Genomic DNA, 21,240 nt, shown 5'->3' on the forward strand with positions numbered 1-21,240 from the left:
CCCGCCCCCTGCCGCACGGCCATACGTACGAGCGCCACACACCCGCACCCCTCTCCCGTCGCGATCACCCCCATCAGTGAACATGGGCACATGCGTTCGCCACACTCGTTCCGCCGAGCAAGCAAACAGCGGTGCTCCGCGCCCGGGAAACAGGATGCGGCGACGCTCCGCGTCGCTGTCACGGGATACGATTCCGCCCCGGCGTAAACGCCGGAGCCTCCTCGCAAGAGACCAGGTGACATGCGGATAGTGATCGCCGAGGACGACCTCCTGCTGCGCGAGGGCCTCGCCCTGCTGCTGCGCGCCGAGGGCCTCGACGTGGTGGCCACCGCGGGCACTCCCGGCGAGGCGCTGGCCGCCATCGACGAACACAAGCCGGACGTCGCCATCCTCGACGTACGGATGCCGCCGACCCACACCGACGAGGGCATCGTCGCGGCGGTCGAGGCCCGGCGTCGGCGTCCCGACCTGGCCGTCCTCGTGCTGTCCGCGTACGTCGAGCAGTCCTTCGCCACCGACCTGCTCACCGGCGGTGTGAACGGCCTCGGCTATCTGCTCAAGGAACGCGTGGGCAGGGTGGAGGAGTTCCTCGACGCCCTGCACCGGGTGGCGGCCGGCGGCACCGCCATCGACCCCGAGGTCGTCGCCCAGCTCTTCACCCGTTCCCACCAGGACACCCGCCTCGACCGGCTCAGCCCCCGCGAACGGGACGTACTCGCCCTGATGGCCGAGGGACTCGGCAACACCGCCGTCGCCGAACGGCTCGTCGTCACCGAGGGCGCCGTCCACAAGCACATCCGCAGCATCTTCGCCAAGCTCGACCTGTCACCGACGGACCGGGTGGACCGACGGGTCGCGGCGGTCCTGCGGTATCTGGAGGACCTGCGGCGACCGGGCTGAGCACAGCGACACTGCGGCGGCGCAGCGGCCAACTGCCTTGCAGGGCCCCGCAAATCGGTCTTGTTCCGCCCGCCGCCCGGCCGGTTGTCCGGGAACCACACCGGGATTGTCCTTGATCGGTAACGGACGCATCCTGTGGCCGCTTTTTCTCGTCATGCAGGTTGGTCGCGAGGTGACCACGGATCGGCGAGGAACTGCGGGAAATGGGTGGGGACATGGCGCGGCACAGTGGCGGGCGGGGCTGGTACGTCAAGGTGCTCGGTGCGGCTCTCGGGGTGACGTTGCTCGCCACCGGTGCCTCGATGTGGACCGCGCAGGCGGGTGTCGTGGACGGCCAGTCGCCGAAGACGACCGCGTCGGCCAAACCGGGCGGTGCCGTCAAGCCGGTCGCGGTGACCATCGTGCACGCCTCGGACAAGGGAGCGCGCGGCGTCAACATCACCATCGACGACGGCCCCGACCCCGAGTGGACCCCCCAAATGCTCGACGTGCTGCGGGAGTACGGGGTGAAGGCCACGTTCTGCATGGTGGGGACGCAGGCGCAGGCCCATCCCGGCCTCGTGAAGCAGGTGGTCGCGGCCGGGCACCGGCTGTGCGACCACTCGGTGTCGCACGACACCACCATGGACAAGCAGTCCCAGGCCTACCAGTCGCAGCAGATCCTCGACGCCGAACGCATGATCACCGAGGCGTCCGGGGGCGTACGCCCGATGTACTACCGGGCGCCGGGCGGGGCCTTCACCCCGTACAGCCGCAAGCTCGCCGCCTCCCGGGGCATGCGCCCGCTGGGCTGGAACGTGGACACCAAGGACTTCGAGCGGCCGGGCGCGGACGCCATCGTCGCCACCGTCCAGCAGGAACTGCACAACGGCCCGACGCTCCTCTTCCACGACGCGGGCGGCGACCGCTCCCAGACGGTCGAGGCCCTGCGCCGGATCCTCCCCGAACTCAAACAGCAGGGCTACTCGTTCGGGTTCCCGGTGCGGTGAGGCCCGGCCCTGATCGCCTGGCATCGGACGATCCGAGGGGCTCGGGATGCTGTCAGGCGACGTCGTGGACGTTGTGCTCGATCAGATCGGATGCGTGCCGGGCGACAGCGCGGTAGTCGGCATCGTCGTGGAGGACGGCCAAGCCGTGGTGGGCCGCGGTGGCGGCGATGACGAGGTCCACCGCCGAGGCACTGCGATGCTCCCCGGCCTGAGCCATACGGTGTTGCACCGCGCTGATCCAGCGCCCCGCGTTCTTCGGCACCGAGGCATCGGGGTAGAGGTCGGTGAACATTTCCGCGATCTCGTCGTACTCACGACGGTCCCGGGCGCTGTACAGGAACTCGGCGCGCTGCACGTAGCAGGATGCGACGGCACCGGCATCGATCGCGTCGTACCAGGCCGATCGCAGTTTGGGATCGCGGAGCAGCCGGACCAGGCCGGACGTGTCGAGCAGGTAGATCACCGGGTGTCCTTCTCCGCCCGGTGCAGGCGTTCGGCGTCCTCGACAGCGCCCCACTCACGCGCACGCTCGAAGTGACGGCTTATGCGCGCCGCACGCTCCTGCTGCTCGGCGTAGAAGTTCAGAGCGAGATTGACCGCCTCCTTCTTCGTCCGGACGTGAGCCAGAGCCATGGCCCGTTCCAGGGCGTCGTCGTCGATGTCGATCTGGGTCACTGACATGCCACACCTCCTACATATTGTTGGTGATGTACATAGAAGAATACGTCACCAACATTCCTGGGTCCAGCCAGCAGGTGACACTCGCCGTCCGGTCCGCGTCGTCGCGCGCCACCTGCGATTTCACCCTCACTGCAACCAATCCGGGGTCTCAGCGGGAACGGATTACGTCCGGACATGTCGCGACCGTGGAGGCTCTCGGTGAAAGAAGCAGTGCATATCGGCAGAAATCCCTCGGCCGGTCCCGGCCTGGAGGAGTTGCTGGGCCGGGTGGCGCTCGGGGACGAGGACGCGTTCGCCGGGGTCTACGACGCCGTGGCGGGACCGGTGCTGGGTGTCGTGCGAGCCGTGCTGCGCGATCAGGCGCAGTCGGAGGAGGTGACGCAGGAGGTGCTGGTGGAGGTGTGGCGGACCGCTCCCCGCTACCGGGCCGACCGCGGTACGGCCATCAACTGGATCCTCACGCTGGCGCACCGCCGGGCGGTGGACCGGGTGCGTTCGGTGGACGCCGCCGCGGCCCGCGACCACAAGGCCGCGCTGCTGGACCGGCTTCCCGAGTACGACGAGGTGGTCGAGCACGTGGAGGCGCGGTTGGAGCGGGAACAGGTACGGCGCTGTGTGCGCACGCTCACCGAGCTCCAGCGGCAGGCCGTCACCCTGGCGTACTACCGGGGGCTGACCTACCGCGAGGTGGCGGAGGCGCTGGCGCTGCCGCTGGGGACCGTCAAGACCCGACTGCGCGACGGACTCATCCGGCTGCGCGACTGCCTGGGGGTGACCGCGTGACGACCACCGATCTGCACCGGCTGACGGGCGCCTACGCCCTGCACGCCCTGTCCGACACGGAGAACACCGCGTTCGAACGGCACCTCACGGGCTGCGAGGCGTGCGCGCAGGAGACCGCCGAGCTGTCCGCGACCGCCGCCCGCATGGGACTCGCCGTCGCCACGACACCCCCTGCCGGGCTGCGCGAACAGGTGCTGCGCCGGATCACCAAGGTCCGCCAGGACACCCCCGGCGGGCCGGCCCAGGCCCTCGCCGTCCGGTCCGGCCCCCGGGCCCGGACGCTGTCCCGGTGGGCACTCGCCGCCTGCCTCGCCGCTGCCACGACGCTCGGCGGAACGACCCTGTGGCAGCACCAGCGGGCCGAGGACGCCCGCGCGCAGGCGCGCAGCGCCGCGCGGGCCACGGACGAGATCGCCGCCGTACTGGCCGCACCGGACGCCAGGACCCGCGCCGCCGGGCTGACCGGCGGCGCCACGGGTACCGTCGTCGTCTCCCGTGGCCGGGACAGGGCGGTGTTCTTCGTCTCGGGGATGGCCTCTCCGCCCGGCGGGAAGGTCTACCAGCTGTGGTTCGACGAGAACGGAACCATGCGGCCGGCCGGCCTGATGGACCCCGCCCGCAGCGACCAGACCGTCCTGCTCCGGGGCGCCCTCGACGGGGCCTCGGGAATGGGCATCACCGTCGAACCCGACGGCGGCTCGAAAGAGCCCACGTCCGCCCCGGTCGCCGTGATGACCTTCCCGAGCTGAACGAGTGCCGCCGCGGGGCAACGGGGGGCAACGGGGGGCAACGGGGATCAGACGAGGCCCGTCACCGTCACGGTGATCCTCGGGGCGGGCTGCGAGGGCGGCGCGTACTCCAGGGCGCCCAGGCGGCGCTCGACGGTGTCCCGGACGACCCGGGCCACGTCGAGGGTCCTGGCCCGCCGCAACGCTACGACGTGGATCTCGACGTGCCAGGAACCGTCACCGTCCTGGCGGGTCAGGCGCACTCCGGCGGACGGCGCCCCGGCGGTGCCCGCCGGGGGCCGCGACAGCGCGGAGCGCAGCCGGTCGGTCAGGCCCGGTCGGAGGAAGGCCACCCCGGGCACGCCCTCCGCGGCCGTGGCGAGTTCCGCGACGAGTGCCGCGTGCGCGGTGCTCTCGTGGTGCACGGTCATGGCGTACGGCCTTCTTCCTGGTCGTCGTCGGCCGGGGTGTGGAGCAGATCGGTGACATGGATGTCCACAGCCGCCACGACCATGCCCAGTTCGCGGTCCGCGGCCTCCCGCACCCGCTCACGCACCCGGGCGGCGAGCTCCGGCAGGGAGACGTCGGCCGGGGCGTGGATGTCGAGGCGGATGCCGACGGCGCCGTCGGAGCGGGCGTCGGGGCGGGCGTCGGAACGGGTATCGGCGGAAACATCGGAGTGGGCGTCGGCCGAAGCGTCGAAAAGCCGGCAGGAGCCTGCCCGGACGCCCGCGACCGTCTCGGCCGCCGCGCGCAGCGCGCGGGCCGCGACCGCCTCCATGATCCACAGGTCCTCGGCGGGTTCACCGAGGGGCAGGGGGCGGCCCGGACGCAGTTCGAGGCGTACGACGTCCATGACCCGCCGGGTCAGCGGCCCGGCGTCGTAGGCGGAGGTCTCCGTCTCCTCCTGCAGGCCGCGCACCACGGACTCCAGCCGGTCCAGTCCGCTCACGGCCTGCCTGCAGTACGGGCAGGACCGCAGATGGGAGTCGGTGTCACTGGTGTCCTCGGTGTCCTCGGTGTCCTCGGACCGCTGTTCCCAGTCGTTCCAGGTCTGCGACAACAGCCTTCCGCACGGCAGGAGTTCGTCGTCGTCAGCGTGGGTGGACGCGTTGTTCGGCACGTCGGTGCGGTCGGTCATCGCCAGGCCCCCAGTGCTTGGGTGAGACAACGGCGGGCGCGGAACACACGGGCGCGGACGGCCTCCTGGCTGATGCCGACCGTGTCCGCGATGAACTCGTAGGAGCGGCCGTCCAGTTCGCGCAGGACCCAGCAGGCCCGCTGTTCGGCCGAGAGCAGGTCGAGGGCCTCCCGCAACTCGCGCACGGCTTCGTGGGCCTCCGTGATGCGGGCCGGGGAGGTGGTGTGCTCGGCCGCGGCCACGTCACCCGCCGCCTCCAGCGAGGCCACGGGTTTGCGGGCCCGCAGCACGTTCAGGCAGCGGTTGGTGACGATCCGGTACGTCCAGGTGCCGAAGGAGGAGCGCCCCTGGAACTCCGGCAGCCTCCGCCAGGCGCTGAGGAAGGCGTCCTGCACGGCGTCCTCCGCCTCGGTACGGGTCCCGAGCAGCCCCGTGGCGAGCCGGATCAGAGCCGGCGCGTACAGCTGCACGAGCACGGCGAAGGCGTCCTCGTCGCCTTCCCCGGCACGGACCGCCAGCAGGGCGTCGTCCGGGTCGTCCCGGGTGTCCGGTGGTGCGCTCCGGGTGCGGTCACCCGCCACGGGGCGACTCCTCTCTTACGGTCGTCCGGCCGTCAGGTCTTCCGGTCGTCCGAAGGTTGGACACCGCAGCGCCGTCCCCGTTACGGAGAACCCGAAGAACACGGATTACTTCGGGAGACGGACACCTTACGGATGCCGCGTGGGAGCACTTTCAGTCCCCTTTTTCCGTAACGGAAGCGGGCGCGGATTGGTCGGAACGGGAAAATCATCCGACCGTGGGAACGACCAATCCGCCCGGCTTTCGGGACCGGATTCCCAACGTGACCGAGAACGAGAAGAAAGCACCGCTGCTGCTGGGCGCGCTCAGCGGCGTCCTGGCGGGATTCGCCGCGCTCACGGTCGCCGAGGCGGTGGCGGGAGGCGTGCGTCCGCAGGCCGGTCCTGTCGTCGCAGTGGGCGGCGCGGCGATCGACAGGACTCCCGCCACCGTCAAGGACTGGGCGATCCGGAATTTCGGTTCCGACGACAAGCTGGTTCTTCAGCTCGGAATTCTCGCGGTACTCGCGCTTTTCGCACTGGCGCTCGGAATTCTCGCCCTGCGGTTCAGGCGCACCGGTGCGGCCGGCGTGCTGCTGTTCGGAGTCGTCGGCGCGATCGCGGCGACGAACAGGCCCGACTCGACCGGCGTCACGGACGCGCTGCCCTCCGTGGTCGGCGCCGCCGCCGGAGCGGTTCTCCTGTACGCCCTCGCGGGCCGACTCACGCCCCGGGCCCCCGCGCCCGGAACGTCGGCGCCCGATGCGTCGGAGTCCCGCACATCGCCGTCGGGGACTTCGGAGTCCGACACATCCGCACCCGACCGGTCACCGTCCGGCACACCGGAGTCCGGCAAGGGCCGGGAGCCCGGCGAGGGCGATGGGGCCGCCGAGGGCAAGGAGCCCGCAGAAGGCAGCGCGCCCGGCAAGGACGGCGAGGACGTACAGGACAGCGAGCCCGCCGAGGGCAAGGCGTCCGGCGAGGGCTGGGACCGGCGTGGCTTCGTGATCGTGGCGGGTGCGGCGGCCGTGGCATCGGCGGGCGCCGGTCTGCTCGGCCGCTCGCTGAGCGCTTCCGGCGGACGGGACGCGGTCGCCTCCCGCCGGAACGTGCTGCTGCCCGCACCCGGTTCCCCGGCCCGGGCCGTGCCCAGGGGCGCCCAACTGCGGGTCCCGGGGGTGAGCCCCTTCGTCACTTCCAACAGCGACTTCTACCGCGTCGACACCGCACTGGTGGTGCCCAGGGTCGACGCCACCGAATGGCGGCTGCGCATCCACGGCGCCGGCGTCGTCCGGCCGGTCACCCTCTCCTTCGACGACCTGCTGCGGCGCGAGCTGGTCGAGCGGGACATCACGCTCACCTGTGTGTCGAACGAGGTCGGCGGCCCGTACGTCGGCAACGCCCGCTGGATCGGCGTACGACTGGCCGATCTGCTGGCCGAATGCGGGGTGAGGCCGCCCTCGAAGGGCGGGCCGGCCGACCAGTTGGTGGCCCGCTCCGTGGACGGGATGACGATCGGCAGCCCGGTCGAGGACGTGATGGACGGCCGCGACGCCCTCCTCGCGCTGGGCATGAACGGCGAACCGCTGCCCTTCGAGCACGGCTTCCCGGTCCGCATGGTGGTGCCCGGCCTCTACGGCTATGTCTCGGCCTGCAAGTGGATCAAGGACATCGAGCTGACCACGTTCGACTCCTACGACCCCTACTGGGTCAGGCGCGGCTGGGCCCGCAGGGCGCCGATCAAGACACAGGCCCGGATCGACACCCCCAGGCCCTTCGCCCGCCCCGGCACCGGCGCGGTCATGGTCGCCGGGGTCGCGTGGGCCCAGCACCGCGGCATCGACAAGGTCGAGGTCCGGGTCGACGACGGTCCCTGGCAGGAGGCCCGGCTCGCCGCCGAGGACACCCGCGACACCTGGCGCCAGTGGTCCTTCCCCTGGCAGGCCACCAAGGGCGGCCACACCCTCACCGCCCGCGCCACCGACCGCACCGGCGCGGTGCAGACCGAGAAGCGCGCCCGCACCATCCCCGACGGCGCCAGCGGATGGCACTCGGTGGTCGTGACCGTCGACTGACCCCTGCCTCCTGGCCCCTGCCCCCCAAGCCACCTTCACCGACCCCCGTACGAACGCGGCGCATGCCGCACCCACCCACAGGAGAAACACCATGAACACCCGTATCAGCCACATCAGCCGTACCCGGCGTATCGCCGTGACCGTCGCCGCGGCGGCCGTCCTGCCGTTGGCACTCAGCGCCTGCTCCGACGACAGCGGCAGCGGCAGCGACTCCGCCAAGTCCGACACCTCGTCGAAGGCGTCCGCGCCGGCCGAGACGTCGGACGACGGCATGACCGGTTCCGGCAGCACGACCACGGCCGACCAGCCGTTCGGCTCCGGCTGTTCGGCGGTGCCCGCGAGCGGTGCCGGCTCGTTCGACGGCATGGCCCAGGACCCGGTGGCCACCGCCGCGTCCAACAACCCCGCCCTGTCCACGCTGGTGGCGGCGGTGAAGAAGGCCGGCCTCGTCGACACCCTCAACAACGCCCAGAACATCACCGTGTTCGCGCCGACCAACGATGCCTTCGCCAAGATCCCGAAGGCGACCCTCGACAAGGTCCTGAACGACAAGGCCCAGCTGACGAAGATCCTCACCTACCACGTGGTGGGCCAGAAGCTGGCTCCCAAGGACCTGGAGAAGGGCTCCTTCGACACCCTGGAGACGTCGAAGGTGACCACCTCGGGCTCCGGTGAGTCCTACACCGTCAACGACTCCGCCAAGGTCGTCTGCGGCGACGTGAAGACCTCCAACGCCAACGTCTACATCATCGACACCGTCCTGATGCCCACTAGCTGACGGACTGTCATATTCGGGGCGCCACTTCGGTGGCGCCCCGAGGTTTTTCCGGGTACCCGCGTCACAGACCCGGCCGGGCCGGGTCTGACGAAGTGAGAACACATCAGCGGAGCACATCAGCAGCACACATGAGCGACGAGACAGAGATGGGCATGCCATGACCATGCAGACCGCACCAGTCGCCAGCCCCAACGCCAACGCCGACAAGGACCTGGACCTGGCCACCCCGCAGCCGGTCAGGTCGCCGCAGAGCACGACGGCCGTGTCCGGCGGCGCGACGGGAGCCGACCAGCCGGCCGCGAACCGTGGCCGGACGTCGATCGCCGACGTCGTCGTGGTGAAGGTGGCGGGCATCGCCGCCCGGGAGATCCCCGGCGTGCACGACATGGGCGGCGGACTCTCGCGCAGCTTCGGCGCCGTACGCGAACGCGTGCCCGGCGGCCGGCCCAACGTGGGCCGCGGCGTGAAGGTCGAGGTGGGCGAGCGGCAGACGGCCATCGATCTGGACCTGGTCGTCGAGTACGGGGTGTCCGTCATGGACGTCGCCCAGGACGTCCGGGAGAACGTCGTCTCCGCCGTGGAGCGCGTCACCGGGCTGGAGGTCGTCGAGGTGAACATCACGGTCAACGACGTCCACCTGCCCGACGACGAGGAGTCCGCGAGCACGACCGAGGCCCGCGTGGAGTAGAACAGCCGGTCGGGGGCACGGGCAGGAGTGGACCGGGTGAGAGGTAGTGGGCATGAGCACACCGTTCGTAGGGATGATCGCGGGGATGGCCCTGGCGTTCGCCGGCTGGTTCGGCGGGTTCGGCGCCTTCCTGCTCGTGGCCGCTCTCGGCGCCCTGGGCTGGGTGCTGGGCCGGTGGGCCGAGGGCGGCGGCAGCATCCGGGGCGTACGGGACGTGCGGGACGCGTTCGAGCGGAACCGTCGATGACCGCCGCCGCGCAGCGGGGCACCACCACCGTCTCGGAGCGGGCGGTGCGCAGGATCGCCGAGCGGGCGACCACCGAGGCGCTGCCCGCCCGGACGGCCCGAGCCTCGGCCTCCGTACGCGGCAGGAGGGCTGACGTGTCCCTCGCGGTGACGCTGCCCTATCCCGCTCCCGCTCCGCTGGCCGACACCGTGCGGGACGTTCAGCGGCACGTCGTGGAACGCACCCGGGAACTGACGGGCCTCGACGTGCCGGCCGCGCGCGTCAGCGTCACCTCGCTCGCCCCGCCGACGTCGTCCTCCCACCCCCTGGTGTCCCCGGCCCTGGAGGCCCACCCGGCCGACCCGGACGGCCGTGAGAGCCGCACGCCCCGGCGCTGGTGGTCCCGGCGCCGGACTCCGGTCACCGTGCTGTCCGCGGTGGCCGCCCTGGGGTGCGGTGCGCTCGCCTTCGACCTGGTCCGGGTGCACACCGCGCACCGGACGGCCGCCGCCTGGCGGACCTCCGCCGTGCACTGGGCGACCGGGCACGGGCCCGGCGACCCGGCTGTCGTCGCCCTGGGCGGGCTGATCGCCCTGCTGGGCATCTGGATGATCGTTCTCGCTCTCTCCCCCGGCCGGCGTCGCCAGTCCACGATCCGCACCTCGGCGGCCCATGTCGACGCCGCGGTGGACCGCTCGGCGGTGGCGGCCCTGGTCCGCGACGCGGTGGGAGACGTGGACGGCGTCGGAACGGTACGGGTACGCGTGCGGCGCCGACGGGTCACCGTGCGGGCCGGGCTCGCCTTCGGCGACCGGGCGCACGCGCACACCGCCGTCACGGCCGCCGCCCGGGACGCCCTGGCCGACTGCCTCCTGAGCGGCGGTCCCCGGTTGCGGGTCACCGTCAAGCCGGAGCGGATGTGGCAGCGCCCCACCCCGACAGCCGACACTCCGGGACACGGTGACGGCGCCTCCACACCCGCCGTCCCCGCCTCCGCCTCCGCCTCAGGAGACCACCAGTGAGGGGGCGCACCAGCACGGTCGTCAACCGCGCCGTCCTCGGCGGCGTCGGACTCGCGCTCCTCCTCGCGGGCTCCTGGCTCGCCGCCACCGACAGCCACCTCGCGGACCGGCTGCCGTCCTGGTGGCCCACCGCCGGTACGGGCACCGTCCTGCTCGACGGGGACGCGCTGGCGCGCCTGCGCGGCGAGGGCTGGTGGACGCCCGCCGTCATGGCCGCGGCGATCGGCCTGACCGTGCTGTTCGCGCTCCTCGCCGTCGCGCGGTTCAGCATGGGCCCGACCCGGCACCTCGCCCTGCCCTCCCCCCGCTGCACGGTGCGCCCCCAGGCCCTCGCCGAGGCACTGACCGCGCGCGCCGCGATCCTCCCGGGCATCGCCCGCAGCCACGCGCGGGTACTGCCCCGCCGCGGCCGGCGACTGGACCTGGATCTACGGGTCTGGCTGGAACCGGACACGTCCCCGGACGCCGTACTGCCCGCCCTGCGCGCGGTGACGGCGGAGGCCGGGACAGCCGCGGCACCGTACACGGCGCACACCCGGGTCCGGCTGAGTGCCGCCTCGCACCGCATGCCCCGTGTCCACTGAGCCGTACACCGACGTGGCCGGCGATGTCCGCCGGGCACGTCGGCTCCCCTGGCCGTCGCCGGGTCAGTTCGTGGCCTGGCGGTCCGCGGTGCGGCGCACGCCGGTGTCGCTGTGGAACGACGACATCACGGACTACGCGGCAGCACTGACGTACTACGCGATCCTGGCGGTGCTCCCCGCCATGCTGGCGACGGTCCTGGCGTTCGGTCTGATCAGCCCGGAGACGGCCGAGGGCTTCATCACCCACGTCACCGCCTACGCCCCGGCCGAGTCCGGTGCCGAACTGCACACCGTCCTGACCCACGCGCTGGACACGGACCGGACGGTCTGGCCGCTCGTGGTGACCGGTGCGGCCAGCGCGCTGTGGTCGGCCACCAGCTATCTCGCCGTCTTCCGCCGCGCCCTGCACCGTATGCACCGCGTCGAGGACCGGCGCTCGACCTGGCGCAAGGCGCACCGCATCGTGCTCACCGCGCTCGTCCTGCTCGCTCTGCTCCTCGTCGGCTCGCTCACCCTGCTGCTCACCGGCCCGCTCGCGGAGGCCGTCGGCCGCACCCTGGGCATGGACGCCACCGTGGCCTGGACGTGGCGGCTGCTGCGCTGGCCGCTGCTGCTGTGCCTGGTCGCCCTGCTGGTCGTGATCGTCTTCCACACCGGCCCCGAGATCGCGCGCCGACGCGGGCACAGCCTGTCCGGCGGCGCGCTGGCCGCCGCGCTGTGGCTGACCGTGTCCGCGGGCTTCTCGACGTACGCCTCCACACTCGGCGCCTACAGCAGGCTGTACGGCTCGCTCTCCGGCATCGTCGTCTTCCTCATCTGGCTGTGGCTGTCGAATTTGGCGCTGCTCACCGGCGCGCAGTTCGCCGCGGAACTCTCCAAGGTGCCGCCCGCTCAGAGCACCGGGAAGCCGCCGGTGCCGTAGCACTCCTCGGGGAGGGGATCCGGGGTGCCGTCGGGGTCGAGGAGGTGGGCCACGAGGGTCGCGGTGGTGCGGTGCCAGAAGCGGGGGCGGCGCAGCATGGCGTGGTCGCCGCCGCCGATGACGGCCATCCCGGCCCGGGCCGCCGTACCCCGCGCCCGGCGCACGCAGTCCGCCGCGTCGGTGGGCGAGGTGACGCGGTCCCGTTCGCCGTGCAGGGCGACGACGTGCCGGCCCGCCGTCTGCTCCACCGGCTCGCCCGGCGGCCACCAGGGGGCCAGGGCCACGACGCCGCGCACCTGCGGGTGACCGGCGGCGCGCAGGGCGGCCCGGCCTCCCATGGAGTGGCCGAGCAGCACGGTGGGCACGGGGCCGGCCAGTGCGGCGAGGTCGCGCAGCGCCTCATCGGTGTCCCGTACGGGGTCGGCGCGTCCGCCGTTCCAGCCGCGGAGGCGGTAGCGGACCTGGGCGACCAGGACGTCCGGGTGCGGGAGTTCGGCGGTCACGGCCCGCACGACGGGGTCCATCCGCAGCGCGGCGAGCTGCCAGGGCCGGGAGCGACGCTCACTCGTCGCCTGCCCGCCGTGCAACACCAGTACGGCCGCGCGGGCGAGGGCCGGACGGCGCCGGAGCAGCAGCGTGTTCCCGGGCGACGGAAGAAAACGGGGCTCGTCCTGCTCGTCCTGCTCATCCTGCTCGTTCTGATGCACGACGGCACGCCCCCTGCTCCGGCTGATACGGCTGTTCCGGCCTCCGCGTCCCGCGTCGCGCGGGCCACGGAGGCGATCCTCTCCCGCCCCGACCTGATCCCACCGGTCCGTCACGTCGTCCCCGGGCCGGTCCGTCGCGGCGGGCGCGGGAAGAAGCCGCTCGTACGGGCCGTGTACTCGGCGTACCCGGGCCGGTCGGCCATATGCCGTTCCAGCAGCCGCTTTCCGCTTCCCCGGGTCAGCAGCAGGCTCATCACCACCGGGGACACCACGGACACGCCGGCCGCCGCCGGGGAGTCGCAGACGATCAGGAACAGGCCCCACCAGACGCAGAAGTCCCCGAAGTAGTTGGGGTGCCGGGTCCACGCCCACAGCCCTCGGTCCATGATCTTTCCCCGGTTGGCGGGATCGGACCGGAAGCGGGCCAACTGGGCATCCCCGACCGCCTCGAAGCCGATCCCGACCGCCCACAGCGCGGTACCGGCCCAGGCGAGGGCCGACGGCGGGCCGGACACGTACTGCGCGGCCTGCACGGGCAGGGACACCAGCCAGACGAGGCCGCCCTGGAGGAGGTAGACCATGCGCAGCGCGTACGCGTTCCGGTTGCCGGGCGCCTTGGCCAGCATCTTCTCGTAGCGTGGGTCCTCGCCGTGGCCCCGGCCCCGGCGGGCGATGTGCACCGCGAGCCGCAGCCCCCAGACCGCTGTCAGCGAGGTCACCAGCAGCCGTCGTACGAGGTCGCCCTCACCGGCGGAGGCCGCGAAGGTGGTGACGGCCACCGCCGCGAAGCCGGTCCCCCAGGCGACGTCCACGATCCGGTGCACGCCCACACGCACCGCGACGCCGAAGGTGACCAGCATGACCGTGAGGGCAGCGGCGGCGGCCCAGGCCAGGTTGAGCGCGAACGCGTGCCACGGGAAGTCGCTCACAGTGGTGTTCATCGGCCGGGATTCTCCTTGGTGAACAGGTACTGCCGCACATCGAGGTAGCCGGCCCGGAAGCCGGCCTCGGAGTAGGCCAGATAGAAGGTCCACAGCCGGTGGAAGACGTCGTCGAAGCCGAGCGCCGCGACGTCGTCGGTGCGCTCGGTGAACCGCTCGCGCCACAGCCGCAGCGTCTCGGCATAGTGGGCGCCGAAGGCATCCCGGCGGGTGAGGCGCAGCCCGGTGTGGTCGCGGGCGGTCTCCTCGATCGCCCGGGTGGACGGGATCCGGCCGCCGGGGAACACGTACTTGTGGATCCAGGTGAAGGTGTCACGGCTCGCGAGCATCCGCTCGTGCGGCATGGTGATGGCCTGCAGCGCCACCCGGCCGCCCGGGGCCAGCCGCGCGTCCAGGGCGCGGAAGTACACCGGCCAGAACTCCGCGCCGACCGCCTCGACCATCTCCACGCTGACGACGGCGTCGTACTCGCCGCGCGCCTCCCGGTAGTCGCACAGCTCGATGGAGACGCGGTCGGTGAGTCCGGCCGCGCGCACTCTTTCCACCGCCAGGGCCCGCTGTTCCCGGGAGAGGGTGAGCGAGGTGACGTGGGCGCCTCGGGCGGCGGCCCGCAGGGCGAGTTCGCCCCAGCCGGTGCCGATCTCCAGCAGCCGGGTGCCCTCGCCGACGTCGGCCAGGTCGAGCAGCCGGTCGATCTTGCGGTGCTGGGCGGCGGCGAGCCCGTCCCAGCTCGCGGGGAAACCTCGGAACACGGCGGAGGAGTAGGTGAGGGTGTCGTCGAGGAAGAGGGCGAACAGGTCGTTGGACAGGTCGTAGTGGCGGCTGATGTTGGCGCGGGAGCCGTCCGGCGTGTTCCGCTCGTCGTGCGGGTGACGCGGCGCCCACAGGCCGCGCAGCCGTTGCAGCGGGCCCGGAATCAGCTCGGCGGCGTGCCCGGCGAGCACGGTGAGGACGGCCACCAGGTCGGGGGCGTCCCACTCACCGGCCATGTAGGACTCCCCGAACCCGACCAGCCCGTGGGTCCCGACCCGGGCGTGGAAGGCGGCGGGGTCACGCACCTCGATCAGCGGCCCGCCGAGCCCCACGTCCCCGGTCCCGGCGAACCGGGCCCGCAGGGGCAGCCGCCCGAGGGCCCGCCGAACGAGAGCGGCAGTCACGGCGGTACGAGGCCGGGAGGCGGCCGGTACGGCGACGATGTCGGGCCAGAGAGTGGGGTCGACGGGGGTGCCGTGGTCAGAGGTGGGGTCGGTGAGGGCGGTGTGGCCGTCAGGGGTGTTGGGCTCTGCTGTCCTCATGTCGCTTTCTCCGGGGTGCGGTGGCCTGGGCGGGGCTGGACGGGCAGTCCCCGCAGGTAGAGGCGGATGCCGTGGGCGCGGATCGCGGCCGACACGGTGAGGGTGGACCAGGGGTGCCGCAGCGCCAGCCGCAGCAGGGAGGCCGTGCTCATCGCGCGGCGGGTGCCGCGCACGGTCGCGGTGAAGGCCCGGCCGCCCTCGCGGTCCAGATGAACGGTCAGGTCGAGGCGCGCTCCGGGCGGCGGCACCCGCATGCGGTAGCCGCCGTCGACGGGGAAGAACGGCGACACGTAGAACGTCTTCTCGGCGCGCGCCGTCCCGGACGCGTCCGGGCGCAGCAGGTAGGAGTGGCGCCCGCCGTAGGTGTTGTGCACCTCCGCGACCACGCAGCGCGGTTCCCCGTCGGGGCCGTGACACCAGTACAGGGTGAGCGGGTTGAACACGTACCCGAGCACCCGCGCGTGGGTGAGCATCACCACCCGGCCGCCGTCCAGGTGTACGTCGTGACCGGCGAGGAAGTCGTCGAGGCCGGCCCGGATCGACGGCCGGTCGCCGGTGAAGTGGTCGCGTGGGTCGAAACGGGCCAACAACCTTATTGGGCGTGGCAGTTGGGGTGGGTGGTCGGGGTCGATGAGCCACATGTACGTGCGGTGGCGCAGCGCGTAGCGGCGGGGCGTGGTCCGGACATGGCTGATCGTGCAGGTGTAGAGGGCCGGTTCGGCGTTCACCAGCGCACCCCCAGCGCCGCGGCGGCCTCGACACCGGATCGGCAGCCGTCCTCGTGGAACCCCCAGCCGTGATAGGCGCCCGCGAACACGCATACGTCACTGGCCAGTTCGGGCAGGCGCTGTTGCGCGGCCACCGACTCCGGTGTGTAGACGGGGTGTTCGTAGACCATGCGGGCCAGCACCCGGCCGGGGTCGACGCGGTCCTCGCCGCCCAGGGTGACCACGAACGTCTCGGTGGCGTCGAGGCGTTGGAGGCGGTTCATGTCGTAACTGACCCGCACCCGGCCGCCGTCGGCCGCGCACGAGGGCATCAGGTAGTTCCAGGCGGCGCGGGCGCCGGGCGCGCGCGGCAGCAGCCGGGTGTCGGTGTGCAGGAGCGTGGTGTTGCGGGAGTAGCGGAACGCGCCCAGCACCTCCCGCTCCCGCTCGCTCGCGTCGGCCAGCAGCCGCAGCGCCTGGTCCGGGTGGACCGCGATCACCACGGCGTCGTACGACTCGGTGGTGCCGTCCCCCGACGTCACGTCGACGCCGTCCGCGTTGCGTCGTACCGCCCGTACGGGCGTGCCGGTGCGGACGTCGCCGATCTGCTTGGCTATCCGGTCGACGTACGTGGCCGAGCCGCCGCTGACCGTGCGCCACACCGGTGAGCCGCTCACCGACAGCAGCCCGTGGTGCTCCAGGAAGCGGAACAGATAGGCGGCCGGGTAGCGCTGGGCGGTGACGGCGTCGCAGGACCACACGGCCGACACCACCGGCGTCATGAAGTGGCTTCGGAAGTAGGCGGAGTAGCCCTCCCGGTCCAGGAACTCCCCCAGCGTGAGCGCCTGTTGGTCCCCCTGCGCCAGCAGTCGCCGGGCCGCGCGGTGAAAGGCGGGCACCTCGGCCAGCAGCCGCAGATAGCGGGCGCGCAGAAGGTTGCGGGGCTGGGCGAACACTCCTGCCGGGCCACGGGCGCCGGCGTACTCCAGGCCGCACCCCTCGCACCGCACCGACATGCTCATCTCCGACTCCTGCGTGGCGACGCCGAGTTCGTCGAACAGCCGCAGCAGATGCGGGTAGGTGCGCCGGTTGTGCACGATGAACCCGGAGTCGACGCGGTGCACCCGCCCGTCGTGCGGCGACGTCAGCTCGTGGGTGTGCGCGTGTCCGCCGAGCCGGTCGTCGGCCTCGTACAGCGTGACGTGACCGGTGCCGCCCAGGACGTACGCAGCGGTCAGTCCCGCCACCCCGCTCCCCACCACTGCCGTGCGCCGCCCCGGCCGCGCCGTCCGTTCCTGGCCGTGCGAGCGTTCCGTCTCCGTCGGTGTCCGTTCCATCGCGTCTCCTCCTGCCCTGCGATCAGGGATCTCCGCGTAATCCGGATCAGGTCGGGCGGCGGATTGGCCGAGCGGCGAATCAACCGGTGGAGTCACCCGTAATGCGACGCACCGCACCGCGAGGCTCGGCTCCACCGCCGCTCGCGCCGGTGCAAATGACGCTCTGCGGGCTTGTGGGGGACCGTCGCGGGCGGTCCCGAGGGGACCGGTGTCCCGGCGCGGTACCCCGTCAACTTCCGGATACCGCGGCGCCGACGGCCGCCATAGCGTGCTCCCGCCACCTGCGGTCCGTACGCGGAGACGGTCCCGGAGGACAGGTGTCCCTGCACACCCGGAGGGCCATCGTCGCCGAGGTGGCCCAAGTGAAATGGGGAACCCACGTGAACAGTCCGACCACCCACCCCGGCGGATCCGCCGCCGGACGACCGCCGAACCGGCGCGGGACCCGGCTGCGCCGACTCGGTGCCTTCGCCGCCACCCTCGCCCTGGCCGCGACCGTGCTGGGCCTGAGCGGGACCTCACCGGCCACCGCCGCGCCGGCCGGTGTCACACAGGCCGACGTACCGGCGAACGTGACCGCCGGTGTGGCGGTCTTCGACCGTACGACCGGGACCTTCACCGAGCGGCTCAACGAGACCATGCGGTTCCGCTCGGCCTCGGTGGTGAAACTGCTCATCGCCCTCGACTACCTGCGCACCCGCGACCCCCGCACCCTGTCCACCGCCGACCGCACCCGGCTCGACTCGATGCTGCGCAGCAGCGACGACAACGCGGCGAGCTACTACTGGAGCCTCGGCGGCCGGACGGCGATCATCAACCGGGCGGTGGAGCAGCTCAGCCTCTCCGACACCGCCAACCCCCCGGCGGGGTACGAGGACTACTGGGGGTACGTGGCCCTGTCGGCCGCCGACACGGTACGGATCTACCGGTACATCCTGGACACCGCCTCCGCGCCGGTGCGCGACTACGTGATGGGCAACCTGCGGCAGCCGACGCGCTGCGGCACCGACGGGTTCGACCAGCAGTTCGGCATCCCTGGTTCCTTCGAGCGGCCGTGGGCGGTCAAGCAGGGCTGGTCCGGCTTCGGCAGCTCCGGCGGCTGCACCCCCAAGCCCCCGACGACCGTCCCCACCCTCGCGGCGGCACAGCAGTCCGAGCAGCGTGCCGCCGCCGCGGTCGACCTGACGAAGGAGGCGCTGCACACCACCGGCACGGTCGGGGCCGGTGACCGCACCATCGTGGCCGTGTTCACGCTGCACCCCGACGGCACCCCGTACGGCAAGGCGTACACGGACCTGGGCCGGCTCACCCGCTCCCTCGACGTGCCGGGCGGCGTCCACCCGTCCGGAACCTGGTTCGGCACCTGGAGCTCGGGCGTGAACGTGCGCCCGCGGCCGACCACCGTCGACTCCGCTCCGCTGACGACACTGCCGGCCGGCGTGGAGGTCCTGGTGAGCTGTCAGAAACTCGGCCAGGAGGTCAGCATTCCGCCATACACGAACTCCTGGTGGGCCTATCTCCCCCAGTACGGCGGCTACATCACCAACATCTACATCAGCTCGCCGGGGAACCAGCTTCCCGGTGTGCCCGTCTGTTCCTCGTAGAAAGCGCTGGAAGAGCGGCGCGGGGCCTCACGTGGAGCGGACTCCACGGGGCCCTGCGCCTCCTTCCCCGGGTACCGACCACCGGGCGGACGCCCGCCCCGGCCACCGGCTGAATCCAGCCAACGTGCGCAGAATCGAGCCCGCACGGGGTACCCCCCGGGGCTATGATGCCCGGCGGCTTGACCAGCCGAACAGCGGGGGAAGGAAGATCTGCCGATGAGCGGCATACTGATCCATTTGCCGTCAGCGCACCCCACGGAACCGGCGACGACCCGGCGCCTGGGACCAGGGGAGGCGGCGCGCTTCGGGCGTGGCACGAAGGCGCGTCCGGTCGAACTGCTGCTGCCCGACCCGGCCGTCTCCCGGCTCGCCGGGGAGATCCGGGTGACGGAGGACCACTGGCAGCTCAGCAACTTCTCCACCACCCACAGCTATCTGGTCGAGAACCCGGAGGGCGCTGGGGAGTACCTGCGCATCCCGCCGCGCCGGTCGGGGGCGCCGATCCCGTTCGAGTTCGCCCGGGTCGTACTGCCCACCCGGGGCTCCACGGTGAGCTTCCAGGTGTTCGCGCCCGACCACGTCTACCTCGACGCCGACGATCCCGGCGGCGCCTGGGGCACCCGTACCCTCAACGCCTACTCCCTGGACGAGACCGCCACGTACTTCCTCGTGCTGGTGGCGCTCTGCGAACCGCGGCTGCGCGACGAGTCGGCCGTCTCGGTGCCGACCACCCCCCAGGTCGTGGAACGCCTCAGCACGCACCCGGCCCTGACGCGGCTGACCGCACGGGCGGTCAGCTCCCACATCGACTACCTGGCGGAGCAGAAACTGCGGGTTCGCGGGCCGCAGGACGTCGCGGACACGGGCGGCGGCGGTGCGCGGCGTACCGGCAAGCGCGAGGCCGTGGTCGGCGTCGCGCTGCGCTTCGGCCTGGTCCGCGAGGAGCACCTGGCGCTGCTGCCGTCCCGCGCCCCGGGCCCCGCGCTCCCGGACCCGGCACGGTCCGGGGGCCACCGGTGAGCAGCACGGACGAGAAGTACGACGAGACGGTCGACGAAACCGTCGGCGGGAGGACAGGCGGGAGTACGGGCGGCGGTCCGGGCGAACCGGGTCACGGCGGGTCCGACGAGACGGCCGGTCTGATACCCCGGGGCTTCCGCGTGGGCCGCTGGGAGGTCACCGAGCCGATCGCCGACGGCGGCTGGGGACGCGTCTACGAGGGCCGCGAGACGCCCGTGGACGCGGCGGAGCCCGCCGGGAAGAGCTCCGAGGGGAGCTCCGGAGCAGAGTCGGAGTGCCGGGTCGCGCTGAAGTTCCTGCCGACCGCGGGGCTGGCCCCCCGGCAGGCCGAACGGCTGGCGGAGACGGTCCGGCGCGAGATCGACTTCGGCAGCCGGGCCCGCCACCCCCGCCTGATGCGGCTGCTGGACTCCGTGGTGCTCGGCGACACCGGCATGCCCGGACTGGACGGCGCCGTCGTGCTCGTCATGGAGCGGGCCGAGAGCAGCCTCCAGGACCTGCTGGACGCCTCCGACGGCAGCCCCCTGCCGGAAGCGGAGCGGCTGGTGACCGAGGTCTGCGAGGGGCTGGCCCATCTGCACCGGCTCGGCTGGGTGCACGGCGACCTGAAGCCGGACAACGTACTGATCATGGCGGACGGTTCGGTGCGGCTCTCCGACTTCGGTCTCACCGTCGAGCTGGACGGGACGCGCGGCACCCACGGCTACATCCCGCCCCTGGGCTCGCCCGACTTCCTGCCGCCCGAGCGCTGGCGGGCCCCGCTGGACGAACGCGGGGTGCAGGTGCGGCCCTCCGCCGACGTGTGGGCCCTGGGCGTGATGATCCACCAGGTGTTCACCGGGGGCGCCTCGCCCTTCCCCGGGGCCACCTTCGCCGCCCGGGTCTCGGCGGTCCAGGAGTACGCCGAGGGCAGAGCACCGTTCAGACCGCACGTGGCGGTGCCGGAGTTCTGGCGCGCCCTGGCTGCCGACTGTCTCCTGCCCACCCACGCCGAGCGCGCGGCGCACACGTCGGAGAGCCTGCTGGACCGCGTCCGGGCCGCCGGGCACACGGACGGCCATCCCACCGCCCGGCAGCGCACCGGCAGGCGGACCGCCGCGCTGGCCGCCGGCACCGCCCTGGCCCTGCTGGGCGCGGGCGGCACCGCCTGGTGGCAGTGGGGAGCTTCCGGCAACGACCCCCGTACGTCGCCGGAAGCTCGGCTGAGCGTGTACAACGCCGACGCCAAGTGCCGCGCCCGCACCGACCGGCACCCGATGTGCAGCCTCGGCCTCGCCATCGACCCCGCCACGCCCTACGTCCTGGACAACGTGGTGACGACCCGGGTGTGGCACGGCGACGTGCTGACCGTCGAGTGCGGTCTGGAGCGCGGCATCCCCGTCACCGACGAGGCTGGCATCCGGTCGTCACGGTGGTACCGGGTGCGGCTGCCCGCGACGGAGACGGAAGCGGAGAAGAGCACGGCAACCGTGCAGGCCACCGCCTGGCTTCCCGAGGTACGGACCAGGAGCAAGCCCCTCGTCCCTGCCTGCGCGACCGGCTGAGCCGCGGACCA

Annotated in this window: 24 protein-coding genes; 14 read left to right on the forward strand and 10 right to left on the reverse strand. The window is 72.5% G+C overall.

Annotated elements, in window-relative coordinates; all coding sequences use genetic code 11:
- Nucleotides 1–240 precede the first annotated feature (240 nt).
- The gene (locus G3I56_RS39405; protein WP_164417822.1) at nt 241–900 is read left to right on the forward strand and encodes a response regulator transcription factor; all 660 of its coding nucleotides are present in this window, start codon (nt 241–243) and stop codon (nt 898–900) included.
- Between the two features lie 215 nt (nt 901–1,115).
- Nucleotides 1,116–1,889 carry a polysaccharide deacetylase family protein gene (locus tag G3I56_RS39410; protein WP_164417824.1) on the forward strand — a complete coding sequence of 258 codons (774 nt, stop codon included), beginning with the start codon at nt 1,116–1,118 and terminating at the stop codon, nt 1,887–1,889.
- Between the two features lie 52 nt (nt 1,890–1,941).
- Here G3I56_RS39410 and G3I56_RS39415 read toward each other — a convergent pair whose 3' ends face one another.
- Nucleotides 1,942–2,352 (reverse strand): PIN domain-containing protein, encoded by a 411-nt coding sequence (locus G3I56_RS39415; RefSeq protein WP_164417826.1) that lies wholly within the window; start codon nt 2,350–2,352, stop codon nt 1,942–1,944.
- Nucleotides 2,349–2,570 carry a type II toxin-antitoxin system VapB family antitoxin gene (locus G3I56_RS39420; RefSeq protein WP_203691719.1) on the reverse strand — a complete coding sequence of 74 codons (222 nt, stop codon included), beginning with the start codon at nt 2,568–2,570 and terminating at the stop codon, nt 2,349–2,351. The genes G3I56_RS39415 and G3I56_RS39420 overlap by 4 nt, the downstream gene beginning before the upstream one ends.
- 198 nt (nt 2,571–2,768) lie before the next feature.
- Here G3I56_RS39420 and G3I56_RS39425 point away from each other — a divergent pair, with 198 nt between their 5' ends.
- A complete protein-coding gene (locus tag G3I56_RS39425) occupies nt 2,769–3,353 on the forward strand; it encodes a sigma-70 family RNA polymerase sigma factor (protein ID WP_164417828.1) in 585 nt (194 codons plus the stop codon).
- The gene (locus tag G3I56_RS39430) at nt 3,350–4,102 is read left to right on the forward strand and encodes an anti-sigma factor (protein ID WP_164417830.1); all 753 of its coding nucleotides are present in this window, start codon (nt 3,350–3,352) and stop codon (nt 4,100–4,102) included. Before G3I56_RS39425 ends, G3I56_RS39430 begins: the two co-directional genes overlap by 4 nt.
- 47 nt (nt 4,103–4,149) lie before the next feature.
- Here G3I56_RS39430 and G3I56_RS39435 read toward each other — a convergent pair whose 3' ends face one another.
- Genes G3I56_RS39435 through G3I56_RS39445 form a run of 3 tightly spaced genes read right to left on the reverse strand, consistent with a single transcriptional unit; the run spans nt 4,150 to nt 5,803 of the window.
- Nucleotides 4,150–4,512 carry a hypothetical protein gene (locus G3I56_RS39435; protein WP_164417832.1) on the reverse strand — a complete coding sequence of 121 codons (363 nt, stop codon included), beginning with the start codon at nt 4,510–4,512 and terminating at the stop codon, nt 4,150–4,152.
- Nucleotides 4,509–5,222: an Asp23/Gls24 family envelope stress response protein gene (locus G3I56_RS39440; RefSeq protein ID WP_164417834.1), complete on the reverse strand. Its 714-nt coding sequence runs from the start codon at nt 5,220–5,222 to the stop codon at nt 4,509–4,511. Before G3I56_RS39440 ends, G3I56_RS39435 begins: the two co-directional genes overlap by 4 nt.
- Nucleotides 5,219–5,803 (reverse strand): sigma-70 family RNA polymerase sigma factor, encoded by a 585-nt coding sequence (locus tag G3I56_RS39445; protein WP_164417836.1) that lies wholly within the window; start codon nt 5,801–5,803, stop codon nt 5,219–5,221. Before G3I56_RS39445 ends, G3I56_RS39440 begins: the two co-directional genes overlap by 4 nt.
- 260 nt (nt 5,804–6,063) lie before the next feature.
- On the opposite strand from G3I56_RS39445, the gene G3I56_RS39450 reads away from it, so the two are divergent.
- The 7 genes from G3I56_RS39450 to G3I56_RS39480 all read left to right on the forward strand — a co-directional run bounded on the left by G3I56_RS39450 (nt 6,064) and on the right by G3I56_RS39480 (nt 12,074).
- On the forward strand, nt 6,064–7,854 hold the full coding sequence (locus G3I56_RS39450) for a molybdopterin-dependent oxidoreductase (RefSeq protein ID WP_343240187.1): 1,791 nt from the start codon (nt 6,064–6,066) through the stop codon (nt 7,852–7,854).
- A 91-nt stretch (nt 7,855–7,945) separates the two neighbouring features.
- Nucleotides 7,946–8,632, forward strand: a complete 687-nt coding sequence (locus G3I56_RS39455) for a fasciclin domain-containing protein (protein ID WP_164417839.1) — start codon at nt 7,946–7,948, stop codon at nt 8,630–8,632.
- Between the two features lie 157 nt (nt 8,633–8,789).
- A complete protein-coding gene (locus tag G3I56_RS39460; protein ID WP_203691721.1) occupies nt 8,790–9,320 on the forward strand; it encodes an Asp23/Gls24 family envelope stress response protein in 531 nt (176 codons plus the stop codon).
- A gap of 52 nt (nt 9,321–9,372) precedes the next feature.
- Nucleotides 9,373–9,567, forward strand: coding sequence for a hypothetical protein (locus G3I56_RS39465; protein WP_164417788.1), 195 nt, complete (start codon nt 9,373–9,375; stop codon nt 9,565–9,567).
- Nucleotides 9,564–10,568: a DUF6286 domain-containing protein gene (locus G3I56_RS39470; RefSeq protein WP_164417842.1), complete on the forward strand. Its 1,005-nt coding sequence runs from the start codon at nt 9,564–9,566 to the stop codon at nt 10,566–10,568. The genes G3I56_RS39465 and G3I56_RS39470 overlap by 4 nt, the downstream gene beginning before the upstream one ends.
- Nucleotides 10,565–11,152 (forward strand): hypothetical protein, encoded by a 588-nt coding sequence (locus tag G3I56_RS39475; RefSeq protein ID WP_164417844.1) that lies wholly within the window; start codon nt 10,565–10,567, stop codon nt 11,150–11,152. The genes G3I56_RS39470 and G3I56_RS39475 overlap by 4 nt, the downstream gene beginning before the upstream one ends.
- Nucleotides 11,153–11,222: 70 nt before the next feature.
- On the forward strand, nt 11,223–12,074 hold the full coding sequence (locus tag G3I56_RS39480; RefSeq protein WP_343240193.1) for a YihY/virulence factor BrkB family protein: 852 nt from the start codon (nt 11,223–11,225) through the stop codon (nt 12,072–12,074).
- Here G3I56_RS39480 and G3I56_RS39485 read toward each other — a convergent pair.
- From G3I56_RS39485 to G3I56_RS39505, 5 genes are all read right to left on the reverse strand, one after another.
- Nucleotides 12,044–12,709, reverse strand: coding sequence for an alpha/beta hydrolase (locus tag G3I56_RS39485; RefSeq protein ID WP_164417872.1), 666 nt, complete (start codon nt 12,707–12,709; stop codon nt 12,044–12,046). The two genes, G3I56_RS39480 and G3I56_RS39485, sit on opposite strands and share 31 nt — an antisense overlap.
- A 182-nt stretch (nt 12,710–12,891) precedes the next feature.
- Nucleotides 12,892–13,710, reverse strand: a complete 819-nt coding sequence (locus tag G3I56_RS39490; RefSeq protein WP_164417874.1) for a DUF1295 domain-containing protein — start codon at nt 13,708–13,710, stop codon at nt 12,892–12,894.
- Between the two features lie 8 nt (nt 13,711–13,718).
- Nucleotides 13,719–15,017, reverse strand: a complete 1,299-nt coding sequence (locus tag G3I56_RS39495) for a class I SAM-dependent methyltransferase (protein WP_164417848.1) — start codon at nt 15,015–15,017, stop codon at nt 13,719–13,721.
- Nucleotides 15,014–15,745: a DUF1365 domain-containing protein gene (locus G3I56_RS39500; RefSeq protein WP_343240188.1), complete on the reverse strand. Its 732-nt coding sequence runs from the start codon at nt 15,743–15,745 to the stop codon at nt 15,014–15,016. The genes G3I56_RS39495 and G3I56_RS39500 overlap by 4 nt, the downstream gene beginning before the upstream one ends.
- A complete protein-coding gene (locus G3I56_RS39505) occupies nt 15,742–17,061 on the reverse strand; it encodes an FAD-dependent oxidoreductase (protein WP_164417852.1) in 1,320 nt (439 codons plus the stop codon). The genes G3I56_RS39500 and G3I56_RS39505 overlap by 4 nt, the downstream gene beginning before the upstream one ends.
- A gap of 500 nt (nt 17,062–17,561) precedes the next feature.
- On the opposite strand from G3I56_RS39505, the gene G3I56_RS39510 reads away from it, so the two are divergent.
- From G3I56_RS39510 to G3I56_RS39520, 3 genes are all read left to right on the forward strand, one after another.
- The gene (locus G3I56_RS39510) at nt 17,562–18,665 is read left to right on the forward strand and encodes a hypothetical protein (protein ID WP_239135377.1); all 1,104 of its coding nucleotides are present in this window, start codon (nt 17,562–17,564) and stop codon (nt 18,663–18,665) included.
- Between the two features lie 216 nt (nt 18,666–18,881).
- Nucleotides 18,882–19,685, forward strand: coding sequence for a serine/threonine protein kinase (locus tag G3I56_RS39515; protein WP_164417854.1), 804 nt, complete (start codon nt 18,882–18,884; stop codon nt 19,683–19,685).
- A complete protein-coding gene (locus tag G3I56_RS39520; protein WP_343240189.1) occupies nt 19,682–21,229 on the forward strand; it encodes a serine/threonine-protein kinase in 1,548 nt (515 codons plus the stop codon). The genes G3I56_RS39515 and G3I56_RS39520 overlap by 4 nt, the downstream gene beginning before the upstream one ends.
- Nucleotides 21,230–21,240 lie beyond the last annotated feature (11 nt).

This window comes from Streptomyces sp. SID12488, from assembly GCF_010548275.1.
In the GTDB taxonomy this organism is placed as follows: Bacteria; Actinomycetota; Actinomycetes; order Streptomycetales; family Streptomycetaceae; genus Streptomyces.

Excerpts from the sequence above, each read along its gene's own strand:
- G3I56_RS39405 (WP_164417822.1), top strand. The coding sequence starts at position 241 with ATGCGGATAGTGATCGCCGAGGACGACCTCCTGCTGCGCGAGGGCCTC.
- G3I56_RS39410 (WP_164417824.1), top strand. The coding sequence starts at position 1,116 with ATGGCGCGGCACAGTGGCGGGCGGGGCTGGTACGTCAAGGTGCTCGGT.
- G3I56_RS39420 (WP_203691719.1), bottom strand. The coding sequence starts at position 2,570 with ATGTCAGTGACCCAGATCGACATCGACGACGACGCCCTGGAACGGGCC.
- G3I56_RS39435 (WP_164417832.1), bottom strand. The coding sequence starts at position 4,512 with ATGACCGTGCACCACGAGAGCACCGCGCACGCGGCACTCGTCGCGGAA.
- G3I56_RS39440 (WP_164417834.1), bottom strand. The coding sequence starts at position 5,222 with ATGACCGACCGCACCGACGTGCCGAACAACGCGTCCACCCACGCTGAC.
- G3I56_RS39455 (WP_164417839.1), top strand. The coding sequence starts at position 7,946 with ATGAACACCCGTATCAGCCACATCAGCCGTACCCGGCGTATCGCCGTG.
- G3I56_RS39460 (WP_203691721.1), top strand. The coding sequence starts at position 8,790 with ATGACCATGCAGACCGCACCAGTCGCCAGCCCCAACGCCAACGCCGAC.
- G3I56_RS39465 (WP_164417788.1), top strand. The coding sequence starts at position 9,373 with ATGAGCACACCGTTCGTAGGGATGATCGCGGGGATGGCCCTGGCGTTC.
- G3I56_RS39470 (WP_164417842.1), top strand. The coding sequence starts at position 9,564 with ATGACCGCCGCCGCGCAGCGGGGCACCACCACCGTCTCGGAGCGGGCG.
- G3I56_RS39495 (WP_164417848.1), bottom strand. The coding sequence starts at position 15,017 with ATGAGGACAGCAGAGCCCAACACCCCTGACGGCCACACCGCCCTCACC.
- G3I56_RS39505 (WP_164417852.1), bottom strand. The coding sequence starts at position 17,061 with ATGGAACGGACACCGACGGAGACGGAACGCTCGCACGGCCAGGAACGG.
- G3I56_RS39515 (WP_164417854.1), top strand. The coding sequence starts at position 18,882 with ATGAGCGGCATACTGATCCATTTGCCGTCAGCGCACCCCACGGAACCG.